Origin of the sequence: Nostoc mirabile CHAB5784 (genome assembly GCF_020829645.1) — a bacterium.
In the GTDB taxonomy this organism is placed as follows: Bacteria; Cyanobacteriota; Cyanobacteriia; order Cyanobacteriales; family Nostocaceae; genus Nostoc; species Nostoc mirabile.
This window is the reverse complement of sequence record NZ_JAIVFS010000010.1, coordinates 57,911-83,765: the sequence shown is the minus strand read 5'-3', so window position 1 is coordinate 83,765 and position 25,855 is coordinate 57,911. Positions and strand designations below refer to the sequence as shown.

Here is a 25,855-nt window from a genome sequence, read left to right as displayed (position 1 = left end):
ATTGGTCATTAGTCATTAGTGAAGAAGCAAATGACTAATGCCCCATTCCAATGCCCCATGCTCAATGCCCTATACCCAATGAGTACCATTAATCCTGTCCGAATTACCAAGGTTCTTCCAGACTCAATAGCCGCAGAAATTGGCTTTGAAGCTGGGGATGCGATCGTTGCTATCAATGGTATACGTCCCCGTGATTTAATTGATTATCAGTTTTTGTGTGCTGATGAAGTTTTGGAATTAGAAGTTTTAGACGCTGCTGGTAAAACTCATAGCCTGGAAATCGAAAAAGATTACGATCAAGACTTAGGGCTAGAATTTGAAACTGCCCTATTTGATGGCTTAATTCAGTGCAACAATCGCTGTCCATTTTGCTTTATTGACCAACAGCCACCAGGTAAGCGCACCAGCTTGTACTTAAAAGATGACGATTACCGTCTGAGCTTTTTGTACGGCTCTTATCTTACCCTAACTAATTTGCCAGAAAGAGAATGGCAGCGGATTGAGCAAATGCGCTTGTCTCCGTTGTATGTTTCTGTTCATGCTACCAAGGCAGAAGTAAGAATTAGACTGCTGAAAAATCCGCGTGCGGGACAAATCTTGCAACAACTCAAGTGGTTTCAAGAAAGGCGACTACAAATTCATGCTCAAGTAGTTGTTTGTCCTGGTATAAATGATGGCAAACACCTGGAACAAACCCTCAAAGATTTAGCGTCCTTTCATACTGGTGAAGTGCCTGCGGTGGCATCGGTGGCAGTTGTGCCAGTTGGGTTGACACGGTTTCGGCCTCCAGAAGACGAACTCATACCCGTAACTAGGGAAAAAGCAAAAGAAGTGATTTCCCAAGTGCGAATCCTCTCGCGGCAATTTCGCCAAAAACTTGGTTCTAGCGTTGTTTGGTTAGCCGATGAGTGGTTTTTGATTGCAGGTGAGGAATTACCTAGCGAATCTGAATATGGAGAATATCCCCAAATTGATAACGGAGTTGGTTCGATTCAATTATTTATCAAGCAATTTGCCACCGTTGCAGCAGAATTACTACCGCCAAAAGTATATCCTCAAAGAAAGTTCACTTGGATAGTAGGCAACGCCGTAGAAAAAGCATTTCAACCCATTTTGAAACGCTTAAATTCTGTTGAAGGTTTAGAAGTAAATATGCGTGCTTTATGTAGTGATTATTGGGGACAAAATATCAGTGTAACCGGATTACTAACTGGTCATGATTTGCTTTTAAATCTAAAAGGGCAAGATTTAGGTGATGGTATTTTGCTACCAAATGTCATGTTAAAAAATGGTGAATCAGTGTTTTTAGATGATATGAGTATTGAGGAATTAGCTAGCAAACTGAATACAAAAATTTTTCCGGTAGCAGGAGTTGAAGATTTAATAAAAACATGCATTTTCAATGTTGCTCAAGTTTAGTTATCAAAAATCAGTCGTTTTTCGGAGGTAATTTATTGTTATGCTAGATGATAAATAAGAAGTAATACCTAATAACTAATTCGCTGAGGAGTCAGTAGTGAAGAATCAGAAAAAATATCATAAAAAGGCAAATTTACAAATAAAAAAAGCCGGATTCTTCATTTTAAGTTTTAACTTTTTGATTTTAAATAGTTTTAGTATTTTGCCAGTAACGGCGGCGACTGAAGAACCTGTATTGAGCGTAGTGTATGGTCAAGAAAATGCAAATCAATGGAGAGGGATAACTGACCGCTTACAGACAATAGGGGCAAAATATTGTGTAATTTCCCTAGCTGATGTAAGGAGTGGGGCAGATTGGGGCGATCGCCGGGTATTATTTTTGCCAAATGTCGAGACATTAACGCCAACCCAAGCGATCGCTCTTGAAGAATGGATGAGTAAGGGAGGGCGTTTGATTGCCAGTGGCCCTGTAGGTAGTCTGTCAGCGCCCGGAGTGCGCCAATTATTGCGATCGCTTTTGGGAGGTTATTGGGGATTCAGCCTCAGTGACACAGAACAGCTAAAACCCACAAAAACCAAGATCCCAGAATGGGCAAATCAAACTGAACTCTTTGGCAAAGTGCGCGGCGGCGTTGTGATTCCTAATGATATGGGCAGTGAATCTCCTGCTGTTTGGAATTCCAAAGATAATCCAGCCGCAGTAGTGACAACTGAGCGTTCCACCTTTATGGGCTGGCGCTGGGGAACAGACACAGCCTCAGCAGCTGGGTTAGATAATGCCTGGTTAAAAGCTGCTCTCAATCACTATTTGACAGCGCCACCGCCATCGAATCGCATGAAAAAAGTAGCAGGAGGTTCCCCAAATTGCTCGACAACGGTAGCGGCTGCGCCGAGGGTGGAGGAGGCAGGGGGGCAGAGGGCAGGGGGCAGGGGGCAGGGGGCAGGGGAGCAGAGGGACAGTTCATCCCCCTCATCTCCTCCTAAAACTGCCACTGCTCCCATACCTAAACCGCTTCCTACAATCAAACCCCCAAGTTCCCAAGAGGCTATAGACCAATTAGAACAAGCAGTGCGTTTAGATGTTGCACCCAACTCCAATGAGCCGATTGACAACAACCAAGCGATCGCTCTCCAGCAAGAGCTAGAAAATCTGATAGGTCGGGTGGAAAGCGCTAATTTAACAGTGTCAGCCGATGCGGCTAATGTTGGTGAAGTGACATCTGAAGACAAGCAGTCCTTTAGGCATCTGGACACCTATACTTCCCAATCTCTCAAGGAGCAACCCACGCAATTAGCCTCAACTAAACTGGGGACGCTAGGCATGAGTAAAGAGCAAGCCTTGGCACAGGTAAAGGTAATTGCCAAAAACTTCCCCCTATTGATTGCCCAGAAAAACTATGCTCTGGCTCGTCAGCAGTGGCTGAAAGCTAAAACGACTTTGTGGCAGCAGTTTCCTGTTGATCAAAGACTAGCTCAACCAGAAATTCGGGCAGTTTGGTTAGATCGGGGGACGATTGTTCGTGCTGGTAGCAAAGCGGGACTAGCCCAGATTTTTGATCGCCTAGCTCAAGCTGGGATTAATACCGTCTTCTTTGAAACTGTTAATGCTGGCTACACCATTTATCCGAGCCAAGTGGCAAAAGAGCAAAACCCATTAATTCGTGGGTGGGACCCACTGGCAGATGCGGTGAAATTAGCCCATGAGCGCGACATGGAATTACACGCTTGGGTTTGGACTTTTGCTGCTGGTAACCAACGTCACAATCAAATTCTCAACCTTAATCCTGATTATCCAGGGCCAGTGCTGGCGGCTCATCCTGATTGGGCAAACTACGATAACCTTGGCAACATGATTCCCGTTGGTCAGAATAAGCCATTCTTCGATCCAGCCAACCCCGAAGTGCGACAGTACTTACTGAAACTGTATCAGGAAATTGTCACTCGCTATAACGTAGATGGTCTACAGCTAGACTACATTCGCTACCCTTTCCAAGACCCATCAGCAGGTCGAACCTACGGCTATGGCAAAGCTGCAAGAGCGCAATTTCAGCAACTTACTGGAGTAGATCCAGTGAATATTTCCCCTAGCCAACCAGACTTGTGGCAAAAATGGACGACATTTCGCACCAAGCAAGTTGATAGCTTTGTCGCCCAATTATCACGGCAGTTAAAGCAAAAGCGACCAAATTTGATTTTGTCGGTAGCAGTATTTCCTTTGCCAGAACTAGAGCGAATTCAAAAAATTCAACAAGACTGGGAAAATTGGGCAAGGCGGGGGGATGTAGATTTAATTGTTCCCATGACTTATGCTCTGGATACTTCTCGCTTTCAACGACTGGCCCAACCCTGGATCGCCTCTAAACAATTGGGATCTACCTTGTTGGTACCAGGAATCCGCTTACTTTCTTTGCCAACAATTGGGGCATTCGATCAACTTCAGTTGGTAAGGGACTTGCCAGTTAGTGGTTATGCACTCTTTGCCGCAGAGAATTTTAACAACGATCTACAAAAACTCTTTAGTAACACCCAAGGTAGGATTCAATCGACAACAAGTGAACCTATTCCTCACCGTCAGCCTTTTCAAACTGCTGCCATTCGTTACACCGCGCTGCAACGGGAATGGAAATTTGTTTTCCAAAATGACCTACCACAAAGACCGGCTCAGACAATATCAGCTTTTAACAACCAGGCAGAAGTTCTACGCAGTGCTTTAAATCAGCTTGCTGCTTCCCCGAATCCTAGCAAGTTATTAGTGGCGAGAGCCTCTCTAACTCGGTTCCAGTCTCAATTTCGGGTATTGATGAGCCAAGAGCTTAAGTCAAATTCCTATCAAGTCAAAGTTTGGGAAAATCGGCTTGTAACTATAGAAAGGCTATTACGTTACGGCGAACGGCGGTTGCAGTTGCGTCCTTAGTGAAGAGGCAAGACAATACCGTTCGGTTAAGGAATTTCTTGGTTGAAGCAGGCTCTTGAAGAAGAGGCAGGGGAGACAAGGTGACAAGAGGTGAGAACTTGCAACAAGTCTTTCCCCTTGTTCCCAATTCTCCTTGTCCTCTTTCCCATGCCCAGTGCCCAATACTTCGACTCCTTTCGACTTCGCTCAAGGCAAGTCGCTCAGTACAAGTGCCCAATACCCAATTTCCAACTAGCTAGATATCAGCTAGTTTGTAATTCTTGACACACTTTTTATAGTGTTTATATCCTAAATATTGCTACTTGTTTGGCGTCAAAATATTGGAGAATATTTAGGTAAGAAGCTTTAGATAACTATTTTTTAATAATAGTTATTGTAAAAATATATGCAAGCTTACCTCAGCTTCTAAGGCTACAAAGCTTAGAGTCAATATTGATCCTTCGCTGCGGATGCTTGTGCCGGAAACAGGACTATTAGATGTGATGTTTACGACGGGCTATTCGGCGTCGCACTGATGGAAGCACGGGGCAAAAATGTTTTAGCTTTTTCATCTTCGCAGGTAGTGGAGTCCTTCACCAAGCATGATATGGTAATCCTCGTAGCTTCAGAAACTAGCTTGAAAACAGCCAATATTTTTGAAGTTATGCATACCTTAGTCATAACATTAAACGTGTCATATTTATCGGAGATAGCTTCAGTGCTATTACAGTTGCGCCATCAGTTGGATCTACTATCAGTTGCAGATAACCAAGGTCACATTGTCATTTTCATCATGGCTGAAAGTCTCTGTCAAGCACTGGCAAAACAAACAGAGAAAACTAGAGGTAACACTAGTATTGGTTCCTTTGAGGTGAAACATCAGATTCTCCTTGAGAACCAACTACTCAAGTTCAAATGGTTACTAGTACGCGTTATAGTACGTAAAGATACGACAGGCGAACATCCTTGCCTGATTGGAGTTTCTGTGGATAGTACCCCCTGTGTACAGGCAGAAGTATTATTTAGTGACAGTGAAAGACGATTTCGCCCCATCTTTAACAGTTCCTTCCAATTTATCGGGTTGCTGATAACAAAGGGTATCGTGCTAGAAGTTAACCAAACAACACTCCACTTGGGAGAAGTACAGCCACAAGATGTAGTTGAGCGTCCATATTGGAAAAGATGGTGGACGCTACTTGTTAACCAACAACATCTGCAATATTTACTCTCCTCCAGTCCAGCAGTAATTTACACCTGCAAGAGTTATGCAGATTTTGGTAATACATTTATTAGAGAAAATGTTGTCGCTATCACGGGCTATCAAGTGCGGGAAATACTCAAAAGTCTTGGCTTTTGGGCTAACGAACTGCATTCGTTGTTGGAATCCTTTTCTCCCACAATTAATATCGGCAATATACTAGGCATTGGATTAGGAATAAAAACTTTAAAAAAGTTGATATATAGCTATCAATAAAAAATATCTGCCACAACTAAATGGGGTTTTATACAAAAGTTTTTGCCATTTTTGCATAATAAATAAAATATAAAGCGAGGTAATTTATGCCCAAAATTTTAATAATAGAAGATGAAGAAGCAGTTCGTGAAAATCTTTTGGATCTCTTAGAAGCTGAGGATTTTGAAACTATTGCTGCGGCTAATGGCAGAATCGGGGTACATTTGGCTATCTCCGAAGTTCCCGATTTAATTCTCTGTGATATGATGATGCCACAACTTGACGGTTATGGCGTACTAACAGCGTTACGCCAAGATCCATCAACGGCAACAATTCCCTTCATTTTTCTCACTGCAAAATCTGCCAAATCTGACTTCCGCCAAGGTATGAATATGGGTGCTGATGACTATATAACTAAGCCTTTCACTCGTGCTGAGTTATTAAGTGCCATCATGAACAGATTGGAAAAGTACGCTACTTTAAAAAAGTATTTATCTCCTCAGACTGTAATTAACAACTTGTCTCCCAAAATGCAGCTATTAGAAATTAGCTTGCACCGGGCTATCAAACAACATAATTTTGAGGAATTTGAAATTTATTATCAACCAATAGTCGATATTGCTTCTGGAAAAATAGTAGCAGCTGAAAGTTTATTGCGCTGGCAAAGTCCAGAAGTGGGGCTGGTTTACCCAACAGAATTTATTCCGTTAGCAGAGTCTACAGGTTTAATTGTTCCACTTGGCAAATGGGTATTAAAAAGAGTGTGTAAACAAATAAAAAGCTGGCGTGATATTGGAATTTATCCACTGATGCTTGCTGTAAATTTGTCTGTACTTGAATTTAATCAACCAGATTTTATTCACAAAATAGTCAACTTTATGGATATTAATGGTTTGGAACCACATTACTTAGAGCTAGAACTCACTGAAAGTATGATTATGCAAGATGTAAATAGTGCGATCGCTACTATGAAAAAATTGCAATCGTTGGGTGTAAAAATTGCGATCGATGATTTTGGTACGGGCTACTCTTCTTTAATTTATCTGAAAAACTTACCAATTAACACATTAAAAATCGACCGCTATTTTATCCATAATGTTGCTACTGATCCACAGAAATCAGCCATTACTAAGGCATTAATTCAAATGGCTCACAATCTCAATTTAGATGTAGTTGCTGAAGGTGTAGAGACGGAAGCAGAACTGGCTTTTTTACGCCAACACAACTGTAATTATATGCAAGGCTTTCTATTTAGTCGTCCATTGCCAGCAGCAGAATTTGAAAAATTTTTATTGACTAATAAATGATTATATGTGTGAATATTGGGCATTGGGAATGGGAAATGGGGAATGGGGAGTAAATTATTTTCTCAGTACTCAGTACCTTAATAGGGTGACTAACTCAGAAAAATCGGACTTTAGACTGGCGACAATTATTAAGTCTCAAGTCTAAAGTAAGAAAATTGTGTCATAGTCTGTACCATCATGAAAGTCCCTGCGCGTTTGTTGCTGCCAGTTTTTTTACTGACCTTGGTAGCAGGCTGTAACGAGACTCGCGCTTCCTCAGATAATCCCACACCAGAAACACCTGTACCTTCTGCTCAACTGGCACAGAATCCTACACAGCCAAAAAATATTGTCCGAACTGAAGCACTTTCACCCACGCCTATCCGCATCAATTTGAAGAATTTACCAGCACCTTTCGCAACAGAAAGTGCCTCTAAGCGACCTGAGGTTGTGCCCATTCCGGAAAACCCAGTGCTGCGCGTACCACCAGGCTTTACAGTTAACGTCTTTGCAGAAGGTTTAGATGCCCCACGCTGGCTAGCTTTAACTCCCAGTGGTGATGTCTTGGTGACTGAAACCGGGCAAAACCGCATTCGTGTGTTACGTGACAGCAACGGTGACGGCATAGCTGACGTTCGAGAAACCTTTGCTAGTAGGGACAATGGACTAAATAGACCCTTTGGTATGGCTTTTGCAGGTAATTCCTTTTTTCTGGGGAACACAGATGCTGTGGTTCGTTTTCCCTATACGAAAGGTCAAAATAAAATTACAGACAAGGGAGAAAAGATCGCCGACTTGCCGAATCAAGGTTATAACAACCATTGGACGCGCAATGTTGTTGTCTCGCCCGATGGCAATAAATTATATGTTTCTGTTGGTTCAGGAACCAATGTCGATGAAGAACCCCTACCACGGGCTTCAGTACAAGTGATGAATTTGGATGGTTCCCAGCAGCAAACTTTTGCTTCCGGCTTGCGTAATCCTGTTGGTTTAGACTTTCATCCTGTAACTAAAGAACTTTACGCCACTGTCAACGAACGCGATGGAATCGGTGATGAGTTGGTTCCAGATTATCTGACACGCGTTAAACAGGGAGCATTTTACGGCTGGCCTTATGCTTATCTGACACCAAACAACCTCGATCCGCGCCAAAAGACGGATGGCAAAAGTAAACGCCCCGACTTAGCAGCCCGTACCCAAACGCCAGATGTGCTGTTCCAGGCGCACTCAGCAGCATTGGGTTTGCAGTTTTATGATGGTAAAACGTTTCCAGAAAAATACCGCAACGGTGCTTTTGCTGCTTTTCGTGGTTCTTGGAACCGCGATCGCGGTACTGGTTATAAAATTGTGTTTGTTCCCTTCGATGCTAAAGGGCGATCGCTTGGCTACTACGAAGACTTTCTCACAGGATTTTTGCTAAATCCTTCTGTACCAACCACTTGGGGACGACCTGTAGGTTTACTCGTGTTACCAGATGGCAGTCTACTACTAACAGAAGAAGCCAATAATCGGATTTATCGGATTCAGTATACGGGGGGTTAAGCAATTGGTGCATTCAGACATTTAAAAATTCACGGATAGGATCTGTTGCCTGGAGTAAAGTTAGAGCAGTTGTCATCAATAGAAATGTTGTGGCTGCATCTCCCTACCCAGGTTTATCCTGTTTAGGATAAATTACTTAAAAATACTAATACTCATCTGGTTGAGAAATTAATTATGACTCCTAATGAAAATAATACTCAGTCAAATATCAACGAATTGTCTCCACATTCAGGTACACGATACTGGGGTGAAGTAGAGGTGATCGAGGAGGGAGAAACCTATAGAATTAGTCGTCTTGAAATTAAGCCCAGGCACGGAATTAAACCACAAATCCATTATCATCGCAATGAACATTGGGTTGTAGTCTCCGGTGTAGCGAAGGTAACTTGTGGCGATGCAGAAATATTGCTGAATCGAAACGAATCAACTTATGTTCCTGCTGCAACTCTACATAAGGTAGAAAATCCTGGACAGATTCCGTTAATTATTCTGGAAATTCAAAATGGTGAATATTTGGGCGAAGATGATACGGAACGCCCCTATGATTTAAATTTGGTCAAACCTGTAGCTGAAGGTCAGTAAGGGCTAGGGCGGGGGATGAGGGAGCAGGGGAAGCAGGGGGAGCAGGGGGAGAATAAAAAATTAGCTCTTCCCCTCTGCTGGCTGCTCCCTGCTCCTCTGCCTCTTTCCAATGCCCAAATAAATCAAAACCACCCTTCTTGTTCTAAGGTTTCAATCAGCTGTAAACCACGGGGATCACCCACTCCTAACAGTGAGGCTTTGGCGTCTGCCCGGACTCCTAAATCTTGGTCTTCAGCAAAGGCTTGAATTAAGGCGTCGATCGCTGTGGCATAAACTACATTAGAAGGCAGTTCGCGGCACAGTTGACCAATTGCCCAAGCACTGTTACTCCGCACTGCTGCCACGGGATCTTTGACTAAGGCTTCAATTAATGGTGGTATTGCCCCTATAACTGCTTCATAACCCACTTCTGCCATCTGTGCTAAGGCGCTAGCAGCCCACAAACGTACTGCGGAAATGTCAGTTCTGAGGGCATCTGCTAGGGGCGGTAAACAACGGCGATCGCGACAGTTTCCTAAAGCCCAAACAACGCCTTTACGCACATAGCCGTTCCAATCACTGTTTAGTTGAGCAATTAACGGATTCACTGCCTCTGAACTAGGATTGCGTCCAAGTCCATAAGCTGCACTCACCCGCACTAAGGGACAAGTATCACTTAACAGGCGAATTAGATGGGGGGTAGCACGCGCATCTTCTATATCACAAAAAGCACGCGCCGCTAACATTCTTTGTTGGGGCTGGGGATTATCCAGCAGGGCTAGCATCACTTCTGGATCTGGCTTTGCCACAACTGATTCGGCAGTTAGTGGCTCTATTTTATCTAGGGGGCTTTCTAGCTCCTCCTCAATATCGAGTAGGCTGAGATCGTCTTCGTCATACATAATTTCATTTCAATCCCTTTTCGGGATTAACACATAATCCCCCACGCCAATAAGTTAAAGCTTTATAAGTATTAGTTGCGTAATTATACACTTTCCTTTCTCCTCGTTGAGTTTTATCCAAACGAGAAACGCCATAACTCACACGCTTAAGTATGTTACTGCTATCCTATAATTTATTTTTCTGCACTCAGGAATTTTACCATCCACAGGGATTGGGTTTGATAACCTAACTGATTGTAAAGATTTAATGCAGGTTTGTTTGATTGAAAAACTTGCAATCCAATCTGGCGATCGCCTCTTTGAATAGCCCAATTTTCCACATATCGCATCAAGGCTCTACCAATACCCCGTCGCCGATGTTCTGGTACAACATAGAGGATAAAGATGTGAGCATGACGGTTCCCATGTACTTGATCTATAGCATTGCCCACCCAAAGGCAGGCTATCGGGGAATGAGAGGCAGAGGAGAGAGATTCTTTATTACTCCCCTGCTCCCTGCTCCCTGCTCCCTGCTCCCCCTCCTCTTCTACCCACCACAAGGGCGTATCACTAGAAAAGTATTGCTTAACTGTTTGCTCTAGGTGAGAAAAATCCTCATTGGGAAAGAGATCCTCGTAAGTTCGCTGCATGAATTTAAGCAGCAGCGATCGCTCCAAAGTAGAGCCACGGCGAATAATATATCCAGGTAGTAGTTGCTCAGACACTTAAATACGTTTATTGACTTAGCTAGCTCGCGTTATTTGCTGCTGGAGATAAATCAGTTGGAATAGGTTGAGAACTTACCCCCACCTCTTCAATTGGTGCGGGTGCTGCCATATCGGAGGGTAAAAAGATCCGGGCGCTGACTGCCACTAGGGCAAATAAAAATACTAATACTGCAAGCAGTGGGGCGATGTATTGACGAAAAATAGCCATATTTTAATTGCAAGAAGCTAGGAACTTTTATGAGAGCCTAGCTGAAGATTTGTGAAGTATTCTTGATTTATTTTAGCGATTTTCTGTGCATGGAAATGGGGAATGGGGAATAGGGAATAGGGAATAAGAATTAAATAACATACAATTTATGTCCTTGGCTTACCTCACCCTCAATCCCTCTCCGATATATTGGAGAGGGAAGCTAGATACAAGATGAAGATTTTGCATTTTATTTAATTCACGTTCCTTAGCTGGGAACAGAGGGGAAAGAGCTAGTTTTTTATTTTCCCCCTTGCACCCTGTCCCCTGTCCCCTTGCTCCATCATCTCCCTCATCTCCCCTACTCCCCACTCCCTGCTTCCAGACTATTGGCGATCGCGCTCCAAGTCATCAAGCACTCTCTCGCAATACCAATTCTCCGGCATCCCAGGATAAGTCTCCTTTGCCTGTTCAATTAACCGTTCGGCAGCGGCAGCGTCACCGGATAACTTAGCGATTAGCCTGTTTTTGAGATAGCTATCAGATACACCATCGTCTACCTGGTTTGGTATCCTTTCATTTATAGTTGATGGCCGAGACTGTTCTCTCCGCAACTGCCAAAATAAAACGTAATAAAGTGTACCAAAAATTAAAATGAGGCTGAGTGTTCCGAAAAAAGTTAGTAGGTTAAATTGTAGAAATCCCAGAACTAACTGCGAGAGAACATAGCCAAGTAATAAACCAGTGAGTAAGAGAATAAATGTGCCGACAGCAATAACTACTTGATTCCCCATATATCCTCTTCTTCGTCCTCAAGTCCTGGTCTGGGCATATCAGCAGGTTGAGGTTTCCAAGGGGCGAAAAATGGTAATAACAACAACCCAGGTAAGCCAGCAATTAGAGTAATTAAGAAAAATAAAGGCCATCCTTTATGATCAGAGCCGGCCAATAATATAAATTGATTGATCATGGGATTTACTGGAACAAACTGCTGAATTCTTTGTGCGAGTTCCCCAGAAAATGGAGCTGCCAAAATATCTCTACCAACAGCCATTAGGCTAGAAAGTAAGGCAAATTGGGTTGCGGAAAAACGGGGATTACACAAACTCATTAAGAAACCGATAAATCCAGCGGTTCCAAGTCCGCCACTAAAATTTTCAATGTTGATTGTCAAAACCATTGTAAGATAGTCTCTGCCGATTACTGCCAACAAGTAATAACCTAAATTACTGACAACTTGTAGAATACCAAATATCCAAAGAGAGCGATTGATGCCGATTTTACCAAGAATGGCTCCCCCAGTAAGTGTGCCGACAATTGTGGCAAAAAGACCCAAGCCTTGGCGGATGTTGCCAATGTCTGGATCGGAAAAGCCTAAGCCTTTCCCACCTAAAAAGGGAACAGCTATCTTGGCAACCATTGCATCTCCAAGTTTGTAGAGAATAATGAAGATCAGCATAAATAAAGCTTGTCTCCAACCTAATCTGCTGATAAATTCCCTAAATGGCAGTATGATGGCTTGTACTAGTGTTTCTGGGGGACGTTCGCGGTGAATAGGTTCTGGTGCCCAAAAGGAAGTGGCGAAACCAACGAGCAGAATCAGTGCCATTAATCCATAAACCCACGGCCAGGTGATGCGATCTGCCAAGTTGAAACCAATCCAACCTGTCAATAACAGGGCAAGGCGATATCCTGTCACCCAAACTCCCACACCTGCACCTAATTCTCGTTTTTCTAGTACATCAGTACGATAAGCATCAATGGAGATGTCTTGAGAGGCACTAAGAAATGCGATACCTACAGCAACAATGCCTAACACAAATAGGGCTGAAGTTGGCTTGGGTGAAGCCATCTGGGAAATTACAGCCATTTGTACGGCAATCGCTACAATTGCCACAATTAAGCCAATCTGTGACAGTGCCATCCAGCCTCGTCGTCGTCCCAAAAAGGGGGGAATAAAGCGATCAAGTAGGGGTGCCCAGAGAAATTTTAAGGAGTAGGGAAGGCTGACTAACCCCAACCAACCAATAGTCTTCAAGTTCAAATCAGCTTTGGTCATCCAAGCACGGAAAGCATCATCTGTCAAAGCATAGGGTAAACCCGATGAAAAACCTAAAAATAATAAAGCCGCCATCTTGCGACTACCGAAAACTCCCAGTAGCGATTTAATTTTCCTCATAGTTTCAAATTTTTGCCTCTTTTGAGGAAATATCAATAAAATACAACGAGGAAATGCAAAAGTATATCATCTAACTAGTACCTATAAAGGTTTGAATTATCAGAGTGGCAGCAGTTCCCTATATGATCCCTATTAGGATTGAAACTCGTCATAGCTGCTGTGTGATTTCCCGCAAACATGACAAACTACCAAGATTTACTTGGGTTAAATACAAATTCAGGATAACCTTATAGTGTCAGCGTTTTCTTAACTTTCCTGAATTGGATAAACCTGATGTCCTCTGATTTCTACTCTGTGTGCGGCGAGGCATTTTTCCCAACCTTCACGAGTGCCGATGTCGCTTTTGTCCTTGAGCAATCCTAATTCCTGTTCTTGTTGGGTGAGTTTAGCAAATTCTTCGTAACGATGGTAGTTGCTGGTAACAAATGTTTCCTTACGGTGCAAAATCGGCGGATTTGCCCTAGTTTCGTAGTCTCGATGAGTGACGAATAGGGTTTTTAAATCAATACCTATGCTGGCTTTTAACGCGGGGTGGGGATCAGTATCGAATTCGGGGTAAGACAGATAGGAGATTTGTGGTTTATCAGTGTGATATTTGATTAATGTAGCTTCATCGACACGCCCAATGGTACGGCTAGCGCAACCTTCACAAATTCGCAGTACGGGGTCAAGTGCTGCTAGTGCGGAAACATGGACGTAAAGCGCACCGCGTGTATGTTTACCAATTTTGCTTTTTTCGCACGCAGTTTGAATTACCCCAGGTTTACCTAAGCTGAAAAGCTTTTGATCGGCTACAAGGCACGCTTCCTCGTAGCTACTAAAAAAGGCTTTGATATCGTGACGCATTTCTGGGGCTAGTTTCTGCCATGCAGAGCGTTTATCAAAGTGGGTGAGGGCGAGATAAACTTGGATATCTAAAGAACGACGGTAAGCGATCGCATCCCATTCTGCTTCGTCGGTAGCTTGCAAAACTACACCAAAGGCGCGGCGGAAGTTACCAAATTCGCTCAGTAATTCCTGTTCATTTTCCAATTCGCCTTTGGCAGGTAGTCTACCGCGCTTGGTAAAAAAAGCCATTAATGGTTGCAGCTGTTCTTGATAGTCTTCAAACCGCTTGGTGGAGATGCGGACTCGCGGTGTAGAGGTGGTAGAAAAGAAGCGGATAGCTTTGTAACTTTCTTTTTGGGCATCATCTCGAAAAACAAAGTACACGCCTAGCGCGATCGGTACTGCATCGACATTTAGAACTTCATCAATATAAGTTTTGAGTTCTTCTTGTTCGTAATATTTCTGAAAAGTATTGCGGCGCGTCACAATGCCATCATTGTAAGCAAGTTGGGTTTTGCTGGGAGCGTTAATCAGTATTTGAGCCGCGACAATTAAAACTTTCCCGGTGAGTTCCCAAGCTTGGCGAAGGCTTTGACGGCGTTCCTCTGAGTCTTCAATGACATTGAGGACATAACCCAAGTTGACCACATCGGCTGCGGTGCGTGGTACATCGGGATAGTAGTAAGGGTCCCAGCCTGCACTGGTGTAGCCTAAGTTTTTTACTCGCCAGACATCACCACCGTAGCCGCAACCGTAGTCAAAAAAAGTGGTGTCTTGATGTAGGATTGCCCATTCTATTGCCAATCGCACGGGGCGAGATAAATCAGTGCGAGCGATCGCAGCTCTATGACGCTCAATTTCTAGCGCTTCAGGCATGATACTAATTCGTAATTCGTAATTCGTAATTCGTAATTAAGACACCAAGCACCTAATATTCTTTCAAGGTTTAATGGCCAGTTCAATTAAATCTTCAATTTTCTTGATATTTGGATCGCCTGCTAAGTAGGCAATACCGCGATGCAAATGTAAGCGGAATTGGGTGGCGAGGGTTTCTTTGTCGGTGGAATAACCGTCATTGTGACAGCGTTGCTTGAGGGCGAGGAGGAGTATATCAGACATTTCGCCGCCAAAGACGCGCCAAGTCATTTCGACGTTGCTATCTTGGGGAATTGGGACGGGGGAAGGTGCGGTTGCTTCTGCGAGGGAACGACAAAACGCCCAACGGCATAGGATATTCCATTGGTCGATTTTGGTGCTACGTCTGAGTTTGGTAAGTTGGTCTTTGGCTGTTTGGGAGAGTTTAATTCTTTCGATGGGGGATTCCATAATAATTCGTAATTCGTAATTCGTAATTCGTAATTCGTAATTGATTTAGACTAAGACTCTAGTTTTTCTTTTATATGCGGGAAACATAGATATTATGATTTAAAAGAAAAATATGGTAACTAATAGTAGTATTACTGACCGGATAAGAAGTTTTGCAATAAGAATTGTTAAAGCTTGTTGCTTTTTAGATGAAAAATCTGGAGTTTATCGAATTTTATCTAAACAATTACTCCGTTCTGGTACTTCGATTGGTGCAAATGTACGAGAAGCACAGTCTGCCCAATCTAGTAAAGATTTTATCAATAAATTAGAAATTGCTTTGAAAGAAGCAAGAGAAACACAATACTGGTTGGAAATATTAATTGAATCCGAACTAGTGGATAGACACAAATTTCAACTACTCCTCCAAGAGGCAAACGAAATTGGCAAAATTCTAGTTGCTTCCACCAAACGGCTCAAAGGTAAATAACTACGAATTACGAATTACGAATTACGAATTACGAATTACGAATTACGAATTACGAATTACCAAAAATATCCTGGTTGTATGGTTGTTTGGCGGGTGGAGGAGTCGTATTTGAGCAGGTATTCACGGGCGATCGCTTCGTTTTCTCGCAATGTTTCGACTTCTTTCTTTCCAATCTCAGTATCGGTAGATAACAAAATTACTTGATGGCTGGCGGATGGAAAGTAACGTTCAACTAAGTTACTCCGGTGAGAGGAGTCTAGTCTGCCTAGTGGGGTATCGATTGCTACTGGTAGGCGGTGTCCAGAGACTTTAGCTAAACCCCAGAGGAAAGCGATCGCAAGTAGTTGTTTTTCGCCAGCCGAGAGGCGATGTTTAGGGACAGGTTTACCATTTAAATCGTAAAGTGAAAGGCTAAAAGTCTTAGTATCAATGGTGATGCGATGCACTAAATCTGATTTATGGAGGAGATAAAGGAAGCAATTTTTAACTTCTTCCTCTAATTTATTGAGTTTTCGCAGGGTTAATTTCTCACGAAAAATCTTGAGTGTATTTTGAACTTTTGCTGCTGAGGTAATAATATGTTCGCTATTTTTATGTTTAATATTTTCTACAGTATAATCACTTAATTCCTTTTTTGACTTGGCAATAATAGTTTCTAATTCAGCTAAACGACGGCGAATTGTTTCGTAATTTGCTTTAGCTTCAACAACTTTATTTTGTGCCGCTTCTAGTCCTTGACGCAGCTTTGTATAATCTTCTGGTGCTGCTGCTGTTTGCACTTGTCTTTCTAGAGTATGAATTTCTTCTTCTTTATTTTTGAGAATAGCTAATTTCTCTTTTGCAGAAAATTTAGAATTTTGTAAGTGATATATGAGATTATCTAGCTGACTTAAAGTTTCATCATCTGCTAATAGCCAAGGCGCTTCTATCTGGATATTTTTTGCATATAAACTATCTACATCTTGGATTAAAAATGATTGAATTTGTTTAACTTGTATTGGGGGAATTTCCACTTGAGTTAGCCAAGCGAGTAAGCGCTGATCTCGTTCAAGTAACAAATCCTTAGAGATTTGTACCTGTTGATGGCGAAATTCTTTTTCCCCCTGTGCTTGAGCCTGAGTAAGCAAATTGGGAATTAATGCCAGAGGTAAAACATCAGCCGCCAATTCACACATCAATTGATGGACTTGTTCAATTTCCGCAGTTTTTGTATCCTGTTGTAGTTCTAGTTGATTTCGTTCTGCTGCAATCTTCCCACCTTCAGAAATGAATTTATCAAAGGCTTTTTGCTGCTTTTGTTCTAACTCTTCTACCTGATTTTTGAAAGTTTCTAATTTTTCTACTGTTGTTTGATAATCTTCTTGCTGTTGGGTTAACCTACTTTCAATTTCCTCTAAGTTTGCTAAATCCTTACTAGTACCAACTTCTTTCAGCTTACGGTTAACTAAAATATCTAAATCAACTGCTAAACGATCTGCTAACTCTAGCCCTAAAAGTCCACGTATTGCATCTACTACAACTGGTGGTGGTATTTCCTGTTCTGCAAGTTCTTTAACTTGTTCACCATCAAAGAGAAATAAGTTAGAAATACCTAATGGTAGAAGATTTTCAATATATTCATCCCAGATATTAACTAATGCATCAGGCCATGTATCACTGTCGCCTAAAATACCTAATGTATCTTTACCGTCTTTAGGATTTTTTGTCCAACTACGCACAACACGGTATTTTATTGGTTTATCGTTTTCAATATGTTCAAAAAGTAATTCAATCCGGGTGTCTAGAACTGGATCTATTTTGTTGTTAACACATTGATTGAGGAAATCGTTATAACTTAAATTACCACGGGTAGAACATTGGGCACGAGCGCCATAAAGGGCGAGACGAATGGCATCCATAAGAGTGGTTTTTCCGCCGCCATTCATACCACCTAAGAGGATAATTGGGTGTGAGTTTTCCTGATCAATTTTAGGGTTAAGATTGATTACCTGTTTCCCACTATAGGGGCCAAAGTTTTGTAATACGAGTTCAAGAAATATCATTGAGTTTTAAGATTATTAAATACCGGGGAAAGAAATACCGGGCGAATGAGATTTGCGGTTACACAGGCAGGCGAAGTTTATAAGATATCGGGCGAATGGAATTCGCGGCTACACAAGCGAAGTCCGCCTTTCCTTCGGAACGCTACGCGAACGCGGACTAAATTCATAGTTCTTGGGTTATTTTTGAGTTAGTTCCCAGGTGGGAATGATTGATTTTTGGCTATGGTGGTTAGCTTGGTTTCTGATGTAATTGGCTATATTATCAATGGCATCATGACTAACTGTAAAAGCTCCATAGCTACCTTGCCATTTAAAAAACTCACCTGGCTTGATTTCGTGGGTGATGAAATGGGAAGAACTTCCTTTAATTTGTTTAACCAATTCAGAGATACTGATGGTTGGCGGAAAACCCGTTAGCAGATGTATATGATCTTCAATACCACCAATTGCAATTACGGTACATTTTAACTGTTCAGATTCCCGAATAATTGCCCCGTAAACTAACTTCTGAATATCAGGCGTAATTATGGGCAATCTATCCCAAGTCGCCCAAACATAATGCACATACAATTGCGTAAAACTTGATCTCATTTCTCTTTAACCCACGAAGGTGGGTTTCGTCTGTGTAGCCGCGATTTCCAATCGCCCGGTATTATATTATTCTTATTCTTCCGAATTTCTCTTTTTGAATTTCATACTTGCCCAAGTTACCTGCTGATCACTTTCACTTTCAGCTTCATCTACTTCATTGATTGCTGCAACATCGCCTAAAGTCATCTGCTTGACTTTTGCAACGTCACCTTGACTAACTGCTTCGCTTAATTCACGTTTCAAACGAGCATTTTTAATCGCATCTTCTGGAGAACGGGAACTTGTATTAAAACATTTTTCTAGGGTTTCGTATATTCCCACACGACGAGTCTTTTTGCGATATTGGCGTTCTGTGTCTAACAATTTCGCCATAAGTTCCAAGTGCATCGCGTCACCTTCACAGATTTCTTCTAATACTATCCATTCATCACGACCTAGTAGGCTATAGTCAGCACCAGGACGGGGATCTTGAAATTCTTCGCCAGTCACTTCTTGATAAATCCGGGGTAAGCTATCATCAAATTCGTGTTTGTCTTCTAGCCAAATACGGCGAATTTCGCTCATTTCTTCTAGAGTAATTAGGGTAATGTCGCGCATATTTTCTGGTGCTGTACGACGGGTTTTTGTTTGCGCTTCTAATAATCGTCTAAGCCAATGTTCCCGCCAATATTTGGTATAGGGGCCGTGAATTGGTTCAATAGAAGCTTCACCATCTACATGACGCTCAAAAAGTTGGACTTCTCCCCAGATGCGACGGAAGTCTCTTTTATCGCGGTCATCTCTATTATCTAATTCATTGCGGATATCTAATAGAGGCTGCATCCATTCTTTCTCTTGATCATTTTGAATCATTGCCTCCATTGATTTATCCTTACTAACAATTGTGCAAACCCAGCAACCAAATCGAGAATCACCACAGCTAGCAGTAGAAGTATCAACAACTAGAGGACATTCATTATCTGCTGTAGCACCTCGATACATGGTGAATAAGTCTTTGTTGCTATATCCCCAAGGGTTTTGCCATTGATTTAAGTAAATCCAAACTTCATCAGTACGCCAATCTTCAATAGGACTATAAATTAAAGAATTAGGCAAGCTTACACTATGGTAAAGCAGAGATGTTGGTGAAGTTGAATCAGAAGTTAGACGATTTTTTAGGCTACCTGCTTGATGTTTCTCCATTGAGATAGCACGTTTGACACTTTCAGCTTTGCGCGTACCTAAAACAAGAATAACTTCCCCATTTACTCTAACCACATCACGGATAAAGCGGTTAGAAGGATGAATTTTCAGACGGTCTGTACACCAACGAAACTTTCCTCGTGGCGTTGGATAACCTTTTCCAATCAAGCTTACCCAGAATGTCTCTTTAATTTCTGGTTGTAATAAATGGGGTTCTATGGGCATTTTCTGTTCTTTAGCAGTAACCCTCATCCTTTCTAAGGATTTGCGTACCCAAACAGAGACTACAGGGTTTTCTACTAGTGTGTCCGTTGTAATAACATGAATAGTCTTTTTTCGCTTTTCAACTGGTAGTGCTGCGATCGCATTCCAGATAAGCTGTAAAGTAGCAGTACTATCTTTACCGCCCGAATAGCCCACCACCCAAGGTATCTCATCCAAACAATACAATTCTTGAATTTCAATGGTGAGAGCTTGGATGTAGTCCACTAACTCTGCTACAGTACGTGTTTGCTGACCTTTATTTTCTGCTTGTTGTGCTGTAGTCATTTCTCCTTCTCTCTGGAAACACTGGCCTAATATTCGGGCGAATAAAATTCGCGGCTATACAGACAAAACCCACCTCCGTGGGTTAAAGAAAAGTTTTTAAAAACTTTACTACTAATATCCAGTTTTTTGGATAATTAAACGACATAATCTTATTCTGTTTTTAAAATTTAACATGAAAGATAGTACATCTGACCCAACTTCTGACATCGCTAGAGAGTACCTGGAACGAGAAAACAAGGAAAAACAGGTACTAGCTTTACTCCTGGAGAAGTTTTTAGGGAGAAAAGATCAGATTCTCGTTCAAAAAACCGAGATGGGTGGTACTGAGGCTTATGTTAGCTCCGTTACACTGGAATGGTTTGCAGGTCGGGTTCACTTCGCCTCTGGCTTACCTCTGTTTCAAAAAAAGTATAATCCAGAGACTGATAATGTCGATATTGACGCGGATAGTATTGATGAAATTCAGCAGCGTCCCCTTGATTGGTCACGTCAAGCACCGCTAGTGCAGTATTTGGCAGCTCGACAAAATCACAAGTTTCCGGCGGTGCTGGTGGTGATTAATCAACCGTGGGTGGATAATCCCAAAGCTGCTGAGTGGGATAGTGAAGGACGCGCCACAAAGTCTACTACTGATTTTATACCCTTAGATAAAGACGGTAAGGTAGGTCTGCTAAATATTTCTGAAGATGATGTGACTATTTATGCGTTAGATGGTCAACACCGATTAATGGGTGTACAGGGGTTGATGGAGTTAGTTAAAACTCGTAAACTCCAGCGCTATAAAAAAGATAAAGGTGCTGATGACAGTTTTATTACAGTCAATGATTTGATAGAAAAGTACCAAGTAGACCTTGCTTACTTGCAAAATTTACCCAAGGAAAAAATTGGTATTGAATTCATTTGTGCGGTAGCGGCTGGAGAAACTCGCACCCAGGCAAGGCGGAGAGTGAGATCGATTTTTGTTCATGTCAACCTGATGGCTGCACCCTTGACTAAAGGTCAGCTAACACAGTTGAATGAAGATGATGGTTTTGCGATCGTTGCTAGAAAAATTGCAGTTACACATCCACTATTAGAACAACGACAAGAGCGTAATCCCCGTGTCAATTGGAATAGTGCAACAGTAGCCTCCAATTCTACAGTTTTAACGACTTTGCAAGCTCTGCAAGATATGTCTGAGCGATATTTGGCTCAAAAGTTCCCTCACTGGAAACCTTTGGAGAAAGGTCTAATTCCCATGCGTCCAGAGGATGAAGAACTTGAGCAGGGAATTGAGGAATTTAAAAAGCTATTTGATTCTTTGGCTAGTCTTTCTAGTTATAAAATTTTAGAACACGAGGATACACCAGCTTTACGGCGCTTCAGCTTTGAGAAGGATGGAGGTGAAGGAAATATGCTTTTTCGTCCGGTTGCTCAAGTTGCATTAGCGCAAGCTTTGGGAATTTTAGTTTTTAAAAAAGGTTTTTCCCTAGCAGATATTTTTAAGAAACTGCGGAAGTTTGACCAGCAAGGTGGTTTTAGTGGTATGGAATATCCCCAATCTCTTTGGTATGGGGTTTTGTATGACCCAAATAAAAAGCGGGTTCAGGTTGCTGGACGGGATTTGGCGGCGAAATTATTGGTTTACATCCTGGGTGGAATTCAGGAACAGATGGAACGTGCTGAACTTCGTAAGGCTTTGGCGGATGCTAGGACTGTTGAAAATAAAACAATAGGTTTTGATGGCGAGTTTGTTGAACCGAAAGCGGTAGGACTTCCACCTGTCCTGTAATTATGCTTGAAATATATTTTGGCGATGCCATTGCAGCGCTTCCAGTTCTGGAAAATGTTGCTCTGTATTTGGTAGAAGTATTGTTTCACCATGAAAATCTTTCATAGGTTTAGCATAGGGAGATGCTTCTTCCAAATCATTACTAACTATGATTTTGTATTGCTCATCTACAGCAAACCAACCTCTATCAAATGCCCAATGATGATTTTTGCAAAGAGCAATTCCATTATTAATTTTACTATCATAAAACTGTGAAAATGGCTTAATGTGTGCGCCATCTACAATGTTTTGATTTATTTTTTTAGTTACTTTTAGTCTACAAAAGGCACATCTGTAATCATAAACATTTACAATTGCTTTTCTAAAAAAAGCATTTCTAATAACTGCTCGTTTCAAGCTCCACCTTGGATTAGTCTCTAAATTTACTGTTTCAATTAATTTTTCTATCTCTACCGCCTCATCTTGAAAAGCTTGATTTATTTGTAAAATTGCTTCTATATCATTTTCATTATCAGAAAAGAAAGCTGCCACAAGTGCATCAATTAGTTCTTTTCTGCAAAATTCATCTTTTAAAAAGTTAAATAATTCACTGTCTAGATATGCGTATTCAACAGCCTCCTTTAGCTTGTTAATTGTTTTTGGCTGTAACCCATTAAATTCAGGCTTAAATTTTAAATACCAAAAGCCCTCAGTTTGCAGATGTAAGAAAGGATAGTGTAAACCACCTTTGTAAGACGGAGAACCGATTACATTCCAATACCTCTCAAAGGTTTGAATTAATTCGTCTGAAACTGGAATCTCATTAGTGGTAATGATACCTCGTGCAATCAAATCAATTACAGATAAAAGTAATATTGGTTTATATTGAGCATTACCACGCTTCCTGCTATTACTCACATTTAATTCAGCAAAACGTTGACCATAATATGCTATATTTTTCATATTTAATAACTTAATTAAGCAAGCAAAAAAATCAATTTAAGAATTTACTGAGGTCAAATTCTTCTTCTAGCTGTTCTTTTGTTCCTTTTTCAGAAATCAGAACTAATAGAAGTCGCTCTGAGTAGTCAACAGAACCCCGCAACTCGTTTTGTAAAATTTCTAGTCCTCCATTAGCATATTCTTCAAATATTTGAGTACGTTTATCTTCATCTTGTTCTTCTCTAGATGAGAGTATATTGATATCTTGCGTTTCGTTGATTCCTAATAATTTAATGATTAGGTCATATCCCAATGAAGCAAAATTTTCTTGTGGAATTGGAGATGGTTCTCTTTTTGTGGTTTCCCCCAAAGGAATGCGCTTTTTATTTTTAACGCCCAATGCTGCTGCAAACACCATAACTTCTACATAAGTCTGAAAAGGCCCAGTTGTGTCTTTTGATGCGACTAAAGATTTCACCAACTCAGCCTTATCTTTAGCAACCCTGATTCTGTTTGCAGCCATTGTTTTAATATCTACATTGTTGCTATCTTAACCGAAAGTTAAAAGCGATGCCTACGGCTGGCTACGCCTACGCACATTTCGCTGCATTATTTAATACTAGTATTTAGGCGATCGCTTAAACAAACAAATTATTCACTAACATAGCTATTTTCAGGTAAATAAACCACGCGGTAGGGACACAGCGTTGCTGTACCCTTAAGACAGATGTGGTTCAAATATATAAAAACTGCTGTAATTACTCATCCCGTTCAACCGCAATAATTTCAGTATATTCATACTCGTTCGGACTTTGTTTCACCAAAGGATATCTTTCTCCACCCAACTCAATATAATCTTGTTCGCAATCCGGCTTAGATGAATAATACGTAAGCACATATTCTCTACCAATTCTCTCTGTCATCTCTGCTTCAACTTCACCCCGCCACTGAGTCTTAGTAACTAAAACTATCAACTGATTCGCTAATTGGGGAATTGTCTTCGCAATGTGTCGCCGCGAATTCTCATCCAAACTACCGAAGGGTGAATCCATCACAATTGGGAAAGTGCTACTATCGGGAATCATCATCATTTTTCGTTTCTCACTCCATTCCCGTACTTTGTCAATGATGCTGGCAATAAAGGATAAACTGAGAATTTGATTCTCGCCTGTGGATGCTGCAACTGGTGCTTCTATACCTGTAGTATTTTCTACTAATGTCAGTTCATATTTTTCACTAATTTTAGGAATGTATGGAGTTACAGAAATCTCCGTGAATATTTCTTGTACTCGCTTTTCTAGTTGCAGGCGAAATTGTTGTTCTTGACGATTTCTAACTTCCGTTAACCGTTCAATTGCATCTTGAGTGGCGTTAATTCGTCGCTGTGCTAGAGTTTGCTTGTCTTCATTCAGCTTTTGCTTTGCAATTTGTTTATTTAAACCTTCAATCTCAGTTGTGAGTTGAGCAATTTGCTGCTGATTTGCACCCTGTTCTCGATTCAATTCATCAATTTTACTTTCAATTTCATCTAAGCGTTTTTGTAAACTGCTAATTTCTTCATTAGCATCTTTTCGCAACCGTTCTTGAATATTGTCTAAATCGCCTTCAATTTGAGATATGCTTTGCCTTAACTGATTAATTCTGGCTTGTTCTCTATCAACTTCTTCCCAAAATCCTATGGCTTGCTTATCAATTTCATCGACTTGAGCGCTCATGCGAATTGCAGTTTCTTCCACCGCCGAGGAACCGACTTTATTTAACCAAGTACTCACATGAGTATGAGAATGATTACCCGCGTGTAATTCTGCGCCACAAATACAGCGCTGAGAATTGAGTAAATCATTGACAAATTCCCGCGAAATTCCTGATGTTAACTCGCCTCTCTGCTTCAAATCATTGATAATTCCTCGGAACTGTGCTGTAGTCTCTGAGAGTAAAACGGTATAACCCCGCGCGGAAATAACTTTTTTCAGCGCTTCTTTGGTTTTTTTATATTCTTCTTGATTTGCCGCTTTCTGTAATTCTAAATCCTGCCATCTTTCTTGCAATTCCTTAGCAGCACTCAGTTCTCGTAAACGGTTACTTGTCTCTTTTTTAAAAGTTTGTTGATATTCTAACTCTTCTTTAATTTCTGTTTGCCGTTTGGTAATACGTTCACGTTCGCGTTCTAACTTTTCTTGCTGTCGTAATAGTTGTTTAGTTTCAGAATCCCCAATAGCTTTTAACTCATTTTCTAGAGTTTTTTTAGCATCTCCCAAATGTCTGATGGAACGGTTGATTACTTCCACACCCAAGAAAATTTTTGTAGCTTCAGCAATTTCAGCTTTTTTATCAGAACGGACTATTTCTTCAATTCGTTCGCCGTCAAAGAAAAAATATTGATGTAGAGTAGCGGGTAAAATTTGATTAATTATATCGTCTGGTTGCTGAGTTGGTATATTCCATTTGCCATCATCCGCACCAACCCACATAGTTAATTGAGTTTTGCCAGCGTCAAAATCTCCTTCGTTTTTATAACCCCGACAGGCGCGTTTAACTCGATAGCGTTTACCTTCATGTTCCCAGCCAATTTCTACCCAACATTCTACAGCTTGACCTTTTTGGGTTTCTGCGATCGCACGCTTATTTACCAACTGCTCTATCGATGCAAACGCTGCACTAAATTTATCATACAATACCCACGTAAAGGCATTCAGCAAGCTAGTTTTACCAGAGCCATTATTACCATGAATAACTGTCGTGTTTTGAGCATTTCCCCCAGCCAGAATCATTTCTGGTGTCGTACCATAAAAGGAGCGAAAGTTGCATAGCTTGATTGAAGTTAGCTTCATCGCACCTCTTCCTTAATAATGTCCAAAATATTATCATTTATATGGCTGTTAATCTTTTTATCTAGCCTGCCTTTCTCCAGCTTCCATACCCGCTCAATAATTTGCCGTACTTCCGGCGGAGCGCTGGTTATTGGCTCCTGTACATCATCGATATTCGCCTCTTGTGACATATCTGATTTTGAAATATAGTTTTTCTATATTTTAACTTTCTCTAGT

The 25,855-nt window shown here is 41.3% G+C and carries 22 protein-coding genes; 8 read left to right on the top strand and 14 right to left on the bottom strand.

Going from position 1 to position 25,855, the window contains the following annotated elements:
- Positions 1–78 precede the first annotated feature (78 nt).
- The 6 genes from LC653_RS09715 (at position 79) to LC653_RS09690 (ending at position 9,175) form a co-directional block, all read left to right on the top strand.
- Entirely contained in the window at positions 79–1,419 is a 1,341-nt protein-coding gene (locus tag LC653_RS09715; RefSeq protein ID WP_229494336.1) for a TIGR03279 family radical SAM protein, read from the top strand.
- A gap of 97 nt (positions 1,420–1,516) precedes the next feature.
- Complete coding sequence (locus LC653_RS09710) at positions 1,517–4,333, top strand: family 10 glycosylhydrolase (protein WP_229494281.1); 2,817 nt, start codon at positions 1,517–1,519, stop codon at positions 4,331–4,333.
- Between the two features lie 514 nt (positions 4,334–4,847).
- The gene (locus LC653_RS09705; protein WP_229494280.1) at positions 4,848–5,786 is read left to right on the top strand and encodes a CBS domain-containing protein; all 939 of its coding nucleotides are present in this window, start codon (positions 4,848–4,850) and stop codon (positions 5,784–5,786) included.
- Between the two features lie 86 nt (positions 5,787–5,872).
- Entirely contained in the window at positions 5,873–7,072 is a 1,200-nt protein-coding gene (locus LC653_RS09700; protein WP_229494279.1) for an EAL domain-containing response regulator, read from the top strand.
- A 177-nt stretch (positions 7,073–7,249) separates the two neighbouring features.
- A complete protein-coding gene (locus LC653_RS09695) occupies positions 7,250–8,593 on the top strand; it encodes a PQQ-dependent sugar dehydrogenase (RefSeq protein WP_229494278.1) in 1,344 nt (447 codons plus the stop codon).
- 174 nt (positions 8,594–8,767) lie between these two features.
- Positions 8,768–9,175: a phosphomannose isomerase type II C-terminal cupin domain gene (locus LC653_RS09690; RefSeq protein WP_229494277.1), complete on the top strand. Its 408-nt coding sequence runs from the start codon at positions 8,768–8,770 to the stop codon at positions 9,173–9,175.
- A 122-nt stretch (positions 9,176–9,297) separates the two neighbouring features.
- Here the strand turns inward: LC653_RS09690 and LC653_RS09685 are convergent, their stop codons facing one another.
- From LC653_RS09685 to dndE, 7 genes are all read right to left on the bottom strand, one after another.
- The gene (locus tag LC653_RS09685) at positions 9,298–10,056 is read right to left on the bottom strand and encodes a HEAT repeat domain-containing protein (RefSeq protein WP_229494276.1); all 759 of its coding nucleotides are present in this window, start codon (positions 10,054–10,056) and stop codon (positions 9,298–9,300) included.
- Between the two features lie 173 nt (positions 10,057–10,229).
- On the bottom strand, positions 10,230–10,760 hold the full coding sequence (locus LC653_RS09680) for a GNAT family N-acetyltransferase (RefSeq protein WP_229494275.1): 531 nt from the start codon (positions 10,758–10,760) through the stop codon (positions 10,230–10,232).
- A 22-nt stretch (positions 10,761–10,782) separates the two neighbouring features.
- Positions 10,783–10,971, bottom strand: a complete 189-nt coding sequence (locus LC653_RS09675) for a DUF8624 family small hydrophobic protein (protein ID WP_229494274.1) — start codon at positions 10,969–10,971, stop codon at positions 10,783–10,785.
- Between the two features lie 365 nt (positions 10,972–11,336).
- Positions 11,337–11,744, bottom strand: coding sequence for an ABC transporter permease (locus LC653_RS09670; RefSeq protein WP_229494273.1), 408 nt, complete (start codon positions 11,742–11,744; stop codon positions 11,337–11,339).
- A complete protein-coding gene (locus LC653_RS09665; RefSeq protein WP_229494272.1) occupies positions 11,729–13,129 on the bottom strand; it encodes an AmpG family muropeptide MFS transporter in 1,401 nt (466 codons plus the stop codon). The genes LC653_RS09670 and LC653_RS09665 overlap by 16 nt, the downstream gene beginning before the upstream one ends.
- 246 nt (positions 13,130–13,375) lie before the next feature.
- On the bottom strand, positions 13,376–14,833 hold the full coding sequence (locus LC653_RS09660; protein ID WP_229494271.1) for a DNA phosphorothioation-associated putative methyltransferase: 1,458 nt from the start codon (positions 14,831–14,833) through the stop codon (positions 13,376–13,378).
- A gap of 63 nt (positions 14,834–14,896) precedes the next feature.
- Positions 14,897–15,283 (bottom strand): DNA sulfur modification protein DndE, encoded by a 387-nt coding sequence (gene dndE, locus LC653_RS09655; RefSeq protein ID WP_229494270.1) that lies wholly within the window; start codon positions 15,281–15,283, stop codon positions 14,897–14,899.
- A 112-nt stretch (positions 15,284–15,395) separates the two neighbouring features.
- Here dndE and LC653_RS09650 point away from each other — a divergent pair, with 112 nt between their 5' ends.
- Positions 15,396–15,752 carry a four helix bundle protein gene (locus tag LC653_RS09650; RefSeq protein ID WP_229494269.1) on the top strand — a complete coding sequence of 119 codons (357 nt, stop codon included), beginning with the start codon at positions 15,396–15,398 and terminating at the stop codon, positions 15,750–15,752.
- A gap of 56 nt (positions 15,753–15,808) precedes the next feature.
- On the opposite strand, the gene dndD is transcribed toward LC653_RS09650, so the two are convergent.
- The 3 genes from dndD to dndC form a co-directional block, all read right to left on the bottom strand.
- Positions 15,809–17,794 (bottom strand): DNA sulfur modification protein DndD, encoded by a 1,986-nt coding sequence (gene dndD / locus LC653_RS09645; protein WP_229494268.1) that lies wholly within the window; start codon positions 17,792–17,794, stop codon positions 15,809–15,811.
- Positions 17,795–17,971: 177 nt separating this feature from the next.
- The gene (tnpA, locus tag LC653_RS09640; protein ID WP_229494267.1) at positions 17,972–18,385 is read right to left on the bottom strand and encodes an IS200/IS605 family transposase; all 414 of its coding nucleotides are present in this window, start codon (positions 18,383–18,385) and stop codon (positions 17,972–17,974) included.
- 72 nt (positions 18,386–18,457) lie between these two features.
- Complete coding sequence (dndC, locus tag LC653_RS09635) at positions 18,458–20,116, bottom strand: DNA phosphorothioation system sulfurtransferase DndC (protein WP_229494266.1); 1,659 nt, start codon at positions 20,114–20,116, stop codon at positions 18,458–18,460.
- Between the two features lie 172 nt (positions 20,117–20,288).
- Between dndC and LC653_RS09630 the strand changes: the two genes are divergently transcribed.
- The gene (locus LC653_RS09630; protein ID WP_229494265.1) at positions 20,289–21,887 is read left to right on the top strand and encodes a DGQHR domain-containing protein; all 1,599 of its coding nucleotides are present in this window, start codon (positions 20,289–20,291) and stop codon (positions 21,885–21,887) included.
- Here LC653_RS09630 and LC653_RS09625 read toward each other — a convergent pair whose 3' ends face one another.
- From LC653_RS09625 to LC653_RS09610, 4 genes are all read right to left on the bottom strand, one after another.
- Positions 21,888–22,829 carry an HNH endonuclease gene (locus tag LC653_RS09625; RefSeq protein WP_229494264.1) on the bottom strand — a complete coding sequence of 314 codons (942 nt, stop codon included), beginning with the start codon at positions 22,827–22,829 and terminating at the stop codon, positions 21,888–21,890.
- 31 nt (positions 22,830–22,860) lie between these two features.
- Positions 22,861–23,331 carry a DNA phosphorothioation-associated protein 4 gene (locus LC653_RS09620; protein ID WP_229494263.1) on the bottom strand — a complete coding sequence of 157 codons (471 nt, stop codon included), beginning with the start codon at positions 23,329–23,331 and terminating at the stop codon, positions 22,861–22,863.
- A 235-nt stretch (positions 23,332–23,566) separates the two neighbouring features.
- On the bottom strand, positions 23,567–25,639 hold the full coding sequence (locus LC653_RS09615) for an AAA family ATPase (protein ID WP_229494262.1): 2,073 nt from the start codon (positions 25,637–25,639) through the stop codon (positions 23,567–23,569).
- Positions 25,636–25,809 carry a hypothetical protein gene (locus tag LC653_RS09610; protein WP_180277607.1) on the bottom strand — a complete coding sequence of 58 codons (174 nt, stop codon included), beginning with the start codon at positions 25,807–25,809 and terminating at the stop codon, positions 25,636–25,638. Before LC653_RS09610 ends, LC653_RS09615 begins: the two co-directional genes overlap by 4 nt.
- Between the last annotated feature and the right edge of the window lie 46 nt (positions 25,810–25,855).